Annotated in this window: 9 protein-coding genes and 4 pseudogenes; 7 read left to right on the plus strand and 6 right to left on the minus strand. The window is 64.2% G+C overall.

The features are described from left to right. A partial coding sequence (locus tag ACLQI9_RS01250) for an SPFH domain-containing protein (protein ID WP_442390812.1) occupies positions 1-823 on the minus strand: 823 nt, incomplete at its 3' end. Positions 824-1,274: 451 nt separating this feature from the next. On the opposite strand from ACLQI9_RS01250, the gene ACLQI9_RS01255 reads away from it, so the two are divergent. Beyond that, on the plus strand, positions 1,275-1,733 hold the full coding sequence (locus ACLQI9_RS01255) for a DUF5709 domain-containing protein (RefSeq protein ID WP_442390814.1): 459 nt from the start codon (positions 1,275-1,277) through the stop codon (positions 1,731-1,733). 97 nt (positions 1,734-1,830) lie between these two features. On the opposite strand, the gene ACLQI9_RS01260 is transcribed toward ACLQI9_RS01255, so the two are convergent. Together ACLQI9_RS01260 and ACLQI9_RS01265 are read right to left on the minus strand one after the other, a co-directional pair. Beyond that, positions 1,831-2,721, minus strand: coding sequence for an NAD(P)H-binding protein (locus tag ACLQI9_RS01260; protein WP_442382512.1), 891 nt, complete (start codon positions 2,719-2,721; stop codon positions 1,831-1,833). 4 nt (positions 2,722-2,725) lie between these two features. Beyond that, complete coding sequence (locus ACLQI9_RS01265) at positions 2,726-2,923, minus strand: hypothetical protein (RefSeq protein WP_442382511.1); 198 nt, start codon at positions 2,921-2,923, stop codon at positions 2,726-2,728. Between the two features lie 303 nt (positions 2,924-3,226). Between ACLQI9_RS01265 and ACLQI9_RS01270 the strand changes: the two genes are divergently transcribed. Further along, a complete protein-coding gene (locus tag ACLQI9_RS01270; protein ID WP_442382510.1) occupies positions 3,227-4,459 on the plus strand; it encodes an alpha/beta hydrolase family protein in 1,233 nt (410 codons plus the stop codon). 159 nt (positions 4,460-4,618) lie between these two features. Here the strand turns inward: ACLQI9_RS01270 and ACLQI9_RS01275 are convergent. Together ACLQI9_RS01275 and ACLQI9_RS01280 are read right to left on the minus strand one after the other, a co-directional pair. Then, positions 4,619-4,888 (minus strand): annotated as a pseudogene (locus tag ACLQI9_RS01275) (universal stress protein); the annotation flags it as partial. A 180-nt stretch (positions 4,889-5,068) separates the two neighbouring features. Next, the gene (locus ACLQI9_RS01280; protein ID WP_442390816.1) at positions 5,069-6,907 is read right to left on the minus strand and encodes an AMP-binding protein; all 1,839 of its coding nucleotides are present in this window, start codon (positions 6,905-6,907) and stop codon (positions 5,069-5,071) included. A gap of 196 nt (positions 6,908-7,103) precedes the next feature. Between ACLQI9_RS01280 and ACLQI9_RS01285 the strand changes: the two genes are divergently transcribed. The 3 genes and pseudogenes from ACLQI9_RS01285 to ACLQI9_RS01295 form a co-directional block, all read left to right on the plus strand. Beyond that, positions 7,104-7,550, plus strand: coding sequence for a nitroreductase/quinone reductase family protein (locus ACLQI9_RS01285; RefSeq protein WP_442382508.1), 447 nt, complete (start codon positions 7,104-7,106; stop codon positions 7,548-7,550). 356 nt (positions 7,551-7,906) lie between these two features. Beyond that, the gene (locus ACLQI9_RS01290) at positions 7,907-8,773 is read left to right on the plus strand and encodes a universal stress protein (RefSeq protein ID WP_442382507.1); all 867 of its coding nucleotides are present in this window, start codon (positions 7,907-7,909) and stop codon (positions 8,771-8,773) included. A 231-nt stretch (positions 8,774-9,004) separates the two neighbouring features. Continuing rightward, positions 9,005-9,121 (plus strand): annotated as a pseudogene (locus ACLQI9_RS01295) (archease); the annotation flags it as partial. Between the two features lie 161 nt (positions 9,122-9,282). Here ACLQI9_RS01295 and ACLQI9_RS01300 read toward each other — a convergent pair. After that, positions 9,283-9,483: pseudogene (locus ACLQI9_RS01300) on the minus strand (DUF1918 domain-containing protein); the annotation flags it as partial. Positions 9,484-9,734: 251 nt separating this feature from the next. Here ACLQI9_RS01300 and ACLQI9_RS01305 point away from each other — a divergent pair. After that, positions 9,735-9,998 carry a hypothetical protein gene (locus ACLQI9_RS01305; protein ID WP_442382506.1) on the plus strand — a complete coding sequence of 88 codons (264 nt, stop codon included), beginning with the start codon at positions 9,735-9,737 and terminating at the stop codon, positions 9,996-9,998. Between the two features lie 212 nt (positions 9,999-10,210). Next, positions 10,211-10,463: pseudogene (locus ACLQI9_RS01310) on the plus strand (phosphoribosyltransferase); the annotation flags it as partial.

Consider the following 10,463-nt stretch of genomic DNA (forward strand, 5'->3'; position numbering starts at 1 on the left):
TCTGTGCGTGTTGGGCGGATGGGGCCTCGATCGGCGGCTGCAGGATTGCCGAGGCGGCGGCGGTCTCGCGGGCGAAGAAAGTTCCGACATCACCGATCGCGCTCATCAGCGGCGCCGGGAACACCACCGTGGTGTTCTTGTCGACCCCCAACTCAATCAAGGTCTGCAGATTGCGCAGCTGCAGAGCCAGGGGGTGGGCCATCATGGTGTCCGAGGCATCACCGAGTGCAGCGGCGGCCATCGATTCACCTTCGGCGGCAATGATCTTCGCGCGCTTCTCCCGCTCGGCCTCGGCTTGGCGGGCCATCGCCCGTTTCATGCTGTCGGGCAGCTGGATGTCCTTGAGCTCGACCAGAGTCACCTCGACACCCCACTCCAGGGTGGTCACATCCAGGATCTCCCGGATGTTGGCGTTGATGACCTTGGTCTCCGCCAACGCCTCATCGAGGGTGTGCTGGCCGACGACCTCGCGCAGCGTGGTTTGGGCGATCTGACCGATCGCGGCGTACACATTCTCGATGGCGACCACCGACTTCACCGCATCGACGACCCGGAAATACGCGACAGCGGCAATGTCGACACTGACATTGTCGCGGGTGATGATCCCCTGCGACTGGATCGGCATCGTGACGATGCGCAGCGACACCTTCCACAACCGGTCGATGACCGGGATGATGAACCTCAGGCCGGGTTCCCTGACACCGATGACCCGCCCGAGCCGGAACCACACACCCTTCTCATACTGGGTCACCACCCGAATCGACAGCGCCACCACAATCAGCGCCACGATGATCACCGCAATGACGACGGCGACGACGTTCATGTCTTCTCCTCAAAGATGAAATTCACGGTCAACCCCATGAGGTGCTGTCTCGCACCACCACCGCAGGATCATTACCGCTCTCAGCCGACTCGACGCGGCGATACCCGCGCCATCTCGGCTACTTGTTTCACAATGCGGCTGCGGGCATCACCCCCACAAGTGCCAAAGGTCCTTGCCATGCACTGACCCCGGTTGGTTGGTCCAGGTGGAGCAGGTGGAGTGAGAGTCTTGCCGCCCACGATGTGGGCAAGAAGGCTCGATGACGGTGGCAACGAGGAACAGGCATACCCCGGAGCAGGTCGTGCGCACAGCTGGCGACCGCGGATTTGGCTGCAGGCTTACCGGTGTATCGCACGTCAGTAATCGTTTTCGGTTGAATCTGAAGGAGTCGAAGGGTGCGATCTCTCACCCCCACCATGGCGCTTCCCTGGTGTAGTGACATTGTTGGGTCATGACTACTCCGGATGGCGCTATGGAAGGGTCGGCAGGCGAATACAGCGTGGATGAGGACGACCAACTTCAGCCAGAGGACACCCTCATCGACCGTGGCGTCGACGACGTACTCGACGAGGGATATTCGCCGCCCGAGCGGGCGTACGGACGTGGCTCCTTCGGCTCGACGCCGGAAAGCTTGGACCAGCTGCTTGCCGAGGAAGAGCCGGATCCGGCAACGCGGCTATATGACCCGTTCGACAAGGGCGAGCAGCAACGCTCCGACGAAGCCGAGCGGGAGACCGAATTTCCGCAGCGAAATGAGGTGGGACGCGCGCGGGCAGGTCGACTTGTCGCACCGGACCAGGGGTTTGGCGAAGACGTAGACGCAGACTTGTTGGCTGATGACGTCGGTATCGACGGAGGCGCAGCCTCCGCCGAGGAGGCCGCCGTTCACATCATCGACGACGAGGAGTAGCTGGCCTCGCACGCGAATTCACGAGCCGCGGCCAATCCACCGACTGGCCCGACGTCCATACCTGCCAATTGCGGCGAAAGTCCCAACGGCAGGGCATTTAGGCAAACAATTCCGGGTGCGAGGCGACGTACTGCTCGACGGTCTGAGCGGGTTGACCGGTGACCTGTTCGACGTCATGGGTCTCGCGGTCGTAGCGGTTCTCGCGATGCAGACGCGCCATAGTCGCGATGTGTTGCTGATCGAGGTCGGCCAGGCCCGAGGTCCGCAAGTACTGGCGCACCCAGTCGTCGTAGGGGATGTCTTCCGCGGTGATCGGCCGTCCCAGCGCGCGCGAGTACTGCTCGGCCAGATCTTTGATGTCGAGCACCTGCGGACCGGTCAGCCCGTAGACCTGCCCGGGCTTCGGCGGGTTCAGCAGCAGGGCCGCGACCACGCGTGCTACGTCATCGGGGGCGATCGGTGAGGTGCGGCCGGTGCCGAACGGCAGAGCCAGCGCATCGCGCTCGCGGACGGATCGCCTGGCCAGCACCGTGAACAGCGGGTTGTTCAGGAACACCGTTGGCCGCAGGTGGACCACGGGTACACCGGACCAGTTCATGATCTGCTCGGAGAGCCAGTGCAGCCGCTGCTCGCGATCCGCTTCGCTGCCGGTCAGGGTCATCTGCGAGACCGTCATCTGCGACATGTTGACGATCACCTCGAGGTCGCCCCGCTCGCGGGCCGCCGCGCAGACAATCGCCGTCTCCTGGAGGTAGTCGAACGAGATGCCCGTGTTGAAGAACATGCGCGTGACATCCCGCATCGCGTCGACGACGTCGGCCGGACTGGTGAGCTCACCCACGACGACCTCGGCCCCGAGTTCGCGAAGCCGGTGCGCGAGGGCGTCGTCGGAGCGCACCATCGCCCGGACCGGCTCCCCCTTGCCCCGCAGCAGCTCGACAACGGACGGGCTGACGTCGCCTCTGGCGGGCCAGGTGATCAGATACATGCCGTCAATTTAGCCGGTGGCCGAAAGCCGCCCCAGCCCGCACGGCCAGTTCGCGGAGGCGGATGTTGTGGGCTTTCGACCCGGTGAAGTACTGCAGTGCCGCACTCCAGACCGACGCGGGCACAACCCGCAGATCCACCTGGATGCCCTTCGTTGTCACCACCGACGACTTGGTGGGACCGTGGGCCAGGATGCGGTCCACTAAGGGCAGCGTGCAAAAGGCCGATGATCTGGTGTCGGCGGTTTGCGAGTGCGGTACGCATGAGCTGTCCCGGGCCGAGATGAAGCACGCGATCGACTCGCATCAATGCACCATATTGCTGACCTGATCGGCGCCGGTGAACAGATGCCACAAATGGCCGCCCGCCGAACGAACCCCTATGTCGGACTCGGCGCGATCAACTGATCCCGCGCGGCCTTGCTCGGTTTCGAGGGTTTCGGACTGGCGTTCACCAGGACCTAAGGCCCTACCGAGCCGCCTGACGTGGTCCTAGCGTCGCCTATCATGGCAGCACCCGACATCGACGACGGGCTGGCGCTTCTCACTCTCGAGGTGCCCGGTCCACTGGGCGACATCATCAGGCCGCTCAGAAGGACCGGCCGCTACTACGCTCGATCGTGGCGGGAGTATCTGGAGCGTCAGCCGGGTGGGCTTCCGGTTGCGCGACCCACCGTCGCGCTCGCCGCGCATGCGTTTCGCGATGAGGTCGTTCTTCTCGGCTTGCGGGCGCACCGGCCGCTCAGCGATCCGCAGGCGTTGGAACGCATCAACCGCGAACTGGTCGCGGCGGTCGAGCTCTACGAACGGGAAGGGTGGCTGGACAACCCGGAAGGGTTTTTCGCGGCACCCCCGCCGCTGACCGACGTCACGGTCCGGCCGGTGAAGGGCCGCAGACACTCCTATGAGCGCATCTTCTTCGAGAGTGGGTATGCACCGCATCCGGGCGAACCGGGCCGCGAACGGTGGCTGGGCTACACCGCCAACGACCATGAGTACGCGCTGTTGCTGCGGCACGACGAGCCGCGACCTTGGCTGGTGTGTGTACACGGAACCGAAATGGGCCGCGCCGCCTTGGACCTCACCGTATTCCGGGCGTGGCATCTGCATGAGGATCTCGGCCTGAATGTCGTCCTGCCCGTCCTTCCGATGCACGGCCCCCGGGCGCGCGGCTTGCCCAAGGGCGCGGTGTTCCCCGGCGCGGACGTGCTCGACGACGTGCACGCCACGGCCCAGGCGGTGTGGGACATCCGGCGGCTGTTGTCCTGGATACGGTGGCAGCAACCGGAGTCGCCGATCGGGCTGAACGGCCTCTCGCTCGGGGGCTACATCGCGGCGCTGGTCGCCAGCCTCGAAGACGGCCTCACCTGCGCGATCCTCGGTGTCCCGGTGGCCGATCTGATTGAACTACTGGGACGCCACGCCGGTCTGAGTCGCGATGACCCGCGCCGTCGCGCGGTGACGATGGCCGAACCGATCGGGCGGATGGTATCGCCGCTGTCGCTGGCTCCCCGCGTGCCGATGCAGGGCCGCTTCATCTACGCCGGAATCGCTGACCAGCTCGTGCATCCGCGCGAGCAGGTGATCCGCCTCTGGGAGCACTGGGGCAGACCCCAGATCGTGTGGTACAGGGGCGGCCACATCGGGTTCTTCCGCTCCCGCCCGGTGCAGCGGTTCGTGCAGGACTCGCTGGTGCGGTCGGGGCTCGTTGATCGGTCACGCACGCTGCGCAACCGCTGACCGACCCCCCTGGGGACGGTGACCCTGCTACGCGACACGCCGGACCCGGGCGTGCCGCCACATAGCGTCCATCAGTTACGACGGCCCCGACCGCTCTCTATTTGTTTGAGGAGCGGCTGTCGACACAAACATCGTGTCAGGGCTGATTTTGGTGATTCGCTGGCGCGCCACGATTACCGGTGTGCGGGCTGCATGCACCACCGCGGTGCTCACGGAGCCAAGCACCATGCCGGCGAACCCGCCACGGCCATGGCTGCCGACTACCACGAGTTGGGCCGATTCGGACTGGTTAAGAAGATGGCGGGCAGGTTTATCGAAGACGACGACGCGGCGCACGGTCACGTCGGGGTACCGTTCCTGCCACCCGGCCAGGCGCTCGGCCAGCGTTTCCTCAGCCGTGGACGCAATCGCCGACCAGTCCACGCCGGGGAAGTCCGCCCGTAGTCATCCCCGGCACAAAGGCCGCAACTTGCCTCTTCACAACTCCGGTTACAACCCAATCGAGTGGGTTTAACGTGTGCGCACGGTCTGCTCTGGCGTATGCCTCTTCCTCGTTGCCATCGTCGTCGAAGACTTCCCGCAGCCATGGACGGTGACCAGAGGTGGTCGTCACGGGACTCTGCTGGGCGCAGTCGCTGGCAGCGTGGCCGAGTTGGGCTCGTGCACCGTTGACCCGGGTTCGGCTGCGTACAGTTCCGCGATGTCGGCGGCGTACTTCTGCGTGACCGCTTTGCGTTTGAGCTTCATGGTGAGGGTGATTTCGTTCCCGCCGGGCTCCCAGAATGCCGGCAGCACCTTGAATCGCTTGATCTGTTCCACGGGGGAAAGCTTCGCGTTGCCCCGCCCGACGCCCGTTGCGATCTGGGTGATCACGCTGGGATCGGCCGCGAGCGCGTGCGCCGACGCGTCGCTGAGATGTTTCCGGGCCGCGTACGCGCTCGCGGATTCCGCGTCGAGCACGATGAGCGCGGTGTTGTATGGGCGAGCGTCGCCGACTGTCGTCATCGCCCCGATCAGACCGCATGCGGCCTTGATCGTGTTCTCGATGTGGCACGGCGACATTTTCTTGCCGGCCGCGTTGACGATCAGTTCTTCCTTGCGGTCGATGATCGAGACATTGCCGTCGTCATCGAATGTGGCGATGTCCCCGGTGTGCAACCACCCATCGGTGTCGATGGCTTCGGCGGTCTTCTCGGGCTCGCTGCGATAGCCCTTCATGACCAGCGGGCCCCGGACCCAGAGCTCGCCATCAGCGGCCACCTTGGCCTCCAGGCCAGGCAGCGGCTTTCCAACCGAACCCAGCACGGCGTCGTATGGATGACAAACGGTCGCGATACCGCTGAGTTCGGACATCCCCCACACCTCAGTCATCGGCAGGCCCAGGCCAGCGAAGAATGCCAATGTCTCCTTGGGGATAGGGGCATCCCCCGAGATCAACCACCTGGCCCGGTCGAGGCCGATCGCCGCACGGATCTTGCCGAGCACCAGCTTGTCGGCGACCGCGTACCGAACACGATCGGCAAAACCCAGTTCACTGCCGTCGAGCAGCCCCCGGGCACGCATGCCCGCCGCACCGAGCGCCCAGTCGTCCAGTGCGTGCCTTACGCCCGTCTCCGCCGCGACTTGGGCTTCGATCCCTGCCTTCAGCTTTTCCCACACCAAAGGCATCGCGCCCCAGATGGTAGGCCGCACCTCCGGCAACGCGGCGGCGATCGCCTTGATGTCCGGGACAACGGTCAGCTGGGTGCCGATGACTTCCTGGATATACAGCGCGGTCAGTCGATCGGCGATGTGCGCGGTCGGCAGGAACGAGGTGACCCGGTCTCCGTACTGCAGCCCAAGCACCTCGTCGAGGCCGAACACTTCCAACAACAGACTCGCGTGCGTGATCTCTACCACCTTGGGATTTCCAGTGGTGCCGGAGGTATGGATCAGCGTCGCGACATCGTCGGGCTGCACCGCCATCCACCTCGACTCGAAATCGAAATCTGATGACCCGCAAGCAATGAGGTCGTCAACCGACATCGTGCCCTCGGGGCAACCGTCGATGCAGACGATAATGTCGATCTCGGCGTCAGTGGCTTTGATCCGGTCAACGTGCCGCTTTTCGCAGAACACCAATTTGGTGGCCGAATCGACAAAAACACGAGTCAGCTGTTCAGCCGCCAACGCGGTGTATACCGACAGTGACGTCGCACCGACATGCTGCGCGCCAACCTCCAACGGATAGAACTCGATCCGATTCGCCATCATCAACGCCACCGCGTCGCCGCGACCGACACCGAGCGCGGCGAGCCCGGCGGCGACCTGACACACCCTGGCCGCATAGTCGCGCCACATCAACGTCTGCGCGTCGCCGACAGTTCGCAATGCCACCACATCGGGCCCGATCCTTGCGGTGCGCTGAAAAGCTTGCGGGAGCGTGGCCGGGCGATCCGCAGCGGTCATCGTGGAACTCCTCGATAGATCGTGCATCAAGACGACAGGCCGAGGTTAGACCCGGTCGCGACGCCGCACGGCGGCGGAAGGACCACAGAAACGCTCTTATGTGACCAACGCCCCTGTTGGAGAACTGGTCGCTTGTCGATGCTGGGCAGATGAGCAAGCCATCGATCAACACCGAATGAAACTGAATCGAGGATAAATGGCGCCCACACCGCAATCCCCATCGGCAAAAAGCCCACCGCAGCGGGTCAAGGACACGGTGCGTGTCTTCAACAAATATGTCCTTACCCCGACCATGCTGCGCCTGGCCGGCCGGAAATACTGGTACGCGTCAGTGATACGGCACACCGGACGCCACTCAGGCAAGAACTACGCGACACCTGTAGTGGCGGATCGGGTAACTGACGGTTTCATTGTTCCCCTGCCATACGGCAAGCGGGTCGACTGGCTGCGCAACGTGCTCGCGGCGAAACGAGCGACCATCCAGGCCAACGGCAGAACCTTTGATGTCGTAGAACCCGAGATCCTCGACGCGGCGGCAGCCCTGCCGCAAATAACGCCCAGGCGACGGAGCGTTTGGCAGCGGTTAGGTATCACGGACTACGTGAAGCTGAAGTTCGCACCGACGGGAGACACCCAGCGCTGAGCCTGTCTTCACCGCTGGCAGTTGAAAACGAAGACGGCACACCAACTTTCGGCTATCGATGGAGCGAAGCTCTGCCGCCAACCATTGGGCCGCCAACCTTTGAGCCCCCAACCCGGCCGCAATGAACTCAGCGATCACTTCACTCGCATACGAAGCTAGCACTCTTTGGGCCGTTGCCAGCCAGTTCTCACCAACCGGGCAACCCAGAAAGGCATAGCTGACCGCCCCGATGGGGTTCGACCGAGCGTCGATCGGGACTAACGGCGTTTTGACTAAGGACTAAGGCCTCTGAGAACCCCGTAGCGCGGTCAATAGCTTGGGACCACAGCCGTTCATCCTGCGAACCGGGAGCCCGAATGCGGAAATCTCAGGCACCACCCTCAGTCGTTGTCGGCATCGACGGTTCGAAGGCAGCGGTCCGCGCCGCTCTGTGGGCTGTCGACGAGGCCGTCAGCCGCGACATCCCCCTGCGTCTCGTCTACGCTGGCGATCCTCGTACCACCTCTCGCACTCACCCCGACCACGCTGCCCGCAAACTCGCCTTCGCGGAAGGCGCAATTCGCTACGCGCTGATGACTGTCGAGTCAACTGAAAAGCCGGTCAAGATCGAGGCCGAAATCGCCCAGGCGCGCCCGACTACCGCGCTGGTCCGGGCTTCGCAGTCCGCGGCGATGGTCTGCGTGGGCGCCGTCGGGTTCAAACGCTTCGAGCACGGGCATCTGGGTTCAACGGCGGCGGCTTTGGCGCATGCTGGCCTGTGTCCGGTGGCCATCGTCCGCGAAAATGACGCGTGGGCCGGTCAGCATGCCGGCTCGATCGTCGTCGAAACGGACGAGTCACCCGGTAATGCCGTTCTGCTGAAGATAGCCATCGAAGAGGCGCGTCTGCGTAAGGCCCCGCTGCTGGCCGTCACGTGCTGGCGATCTCGATACAGCGACGATCGCGATGTCGACGCGGTCGCCGACCGCAACCGCTTGGTGCGCGCACAACTGTATCGCCGTTTGGCGCAGTGGAAGCGACGCTACCCAGACCTTCAGATCCACTCGGTGGCCGCGCCCGGCAGCATCGTCGACTATTTGGCCAACAACGCCCGGTCTATCCAGCTGGTCGTTGTGCGCGCCGGCGACCACGGCGACGTCGGGCAACTCATCGGGCCGGCCGGCAACGCCGCACTGCACCACACCGATTGCTCCGTACTCATCGCCAACCACCAAAACCGGTGAGGGAGGTCCGCTGGCTACCGAGATCGCATCGCCGCATAGCGGTCCCGTCGTGCCGACTCACATCGGTGACAGTTGGAGCGACGATCGCGGGCAGGTCACCGGCCACGGGTTGACTTGTTGGGCAGCGCGTTTCGGCGCGATCACCGACCAGACCCCAGGCGGGATCGTCCGGGCATGGCTCAGGTCCTGACGTCACCACTGCGAGAGTCATTGGTCCTCCGGCCGCGGCGCACTCGCCGACGGCGGCTGAGTGGGCGCCGTGACGACGATCAGCTGGTGGCCGTGCTCGAGGAGGTCATCTACTTCTTGGACACCGCGGCCGATGTGCCCGCCGATCTTGAATTGAAGGCTTGAGACGCGGGTGCCCAGCGGCTGGTCGTCGTTGACCCGCACACCCAGCGCTGCAGGCGGTGCGCGCTATTCCCGGTCAGAGACGAACACGCCGCACGCACCCGGGGCTGGACTGGCCCTTCATACAGCGGACGCTGCGTGAAAGGAAGCTGACGGATTGCCTTTTGCTGTTCGGCGGCTGTGACGATGAGAGCATCGGAGCCGGGAAAAATGGTGGCCTCGTGTCCGGTATTCAGCCACCGCACCACGTACGGGGGTGAGCCGTCCGGCCCGTGCACGTCGGTGATCAGCCCGCGCTGATCGGCCAGCTCGGTTGTGGTGCCCTTGATCACCAGCCAGTCGCCTACCTGAGCCTTCATCGTCGATCCCTCTCTCTAGCATGGGATTTCGATCGTGACCGGTGTGTCACGCCGCGGCTAGGGCAGTTAGTCACCGGTTGAAGTCGGTGTTTGACACATGGGCGAATCCGGCGCAGCAGGTGGGCCAAATGATGGCGTGAGAAAGGACTTTAGCCACTCGTGGCAGAGGGATGAACGCCATAGCGTCGAGGGACGCGTTTCTGCATCCAACACACGCCGGCTAACACCGGAACGTTAGGAGGAGGTCGTTCATGACGCAAACACCGCGCAAGAGCACACCGGGCTGGGCCGACTTGTCCGACGACGTGCTCGAGTCGCTCGAAGCCGGGCGCACGACGGCGATCGAGGCGATGCGCAAGTTCATCGATCAGGTGACCCCTGTGATCGCCGATCAGTCGCGGCGCAAGACCATCATCGACGCCGCGCTGAATTTGGCTGAAGAGCTCAACACTGCGCGCATCGAATTCTTGCGCAGCGTTATCCGCAGTGCAGGGCAGACGCTGAGCAAGGAGTGAGACCGCCGCTGATGTCGCGACCTCGGCGGCGCCCCGGGGAGGGTAGCCAGGATCGTGGTGGTGGGGCTTGAAGCCTTTGCGGCCGCCAGCCGGGGCGCAGACCGGGTGGGCGGTGGTGACCTCGTAGTGGTTGGCGCCACGGACTGTAGTTGGGCGGCTGAAGTGACCTTTTCCCCTTATTGGTGCACCACCGCGCGAGACACACTCAACACATGAGGCTGTTCAAGGATCGTGCTGACGCCGGACGTCAACTGGCAGGGCGCCTGGCTTTTTTGCGCGGCCAGGACGTCGTCGTGTTGGGGCTGCCGCGTGGCGGGGTGCCGGTGGCCTTCGAAGTTGCCGAGGCGCTGCAAGCACCGCTGGATGTTCTTGTGGTGCGCAAGCTTGGTGTGCCATTTCAGCCCGAATTGGCCTTCGGCGCCATCGGCGAGGGCGGGGTGCGGGTGATCAACGAGTCGGTCGTGC

Origin of the sequence: Mycobacterium sp. (genome assembly GCF_052143115.1) — a bacterium.
In the GTDB taxonomy this organism is placed as follows: Bacteria; Actinomycetota; Actinomycetes; order Mycobacteriales; family Mycobacteriaceae; genus Mycobacterium.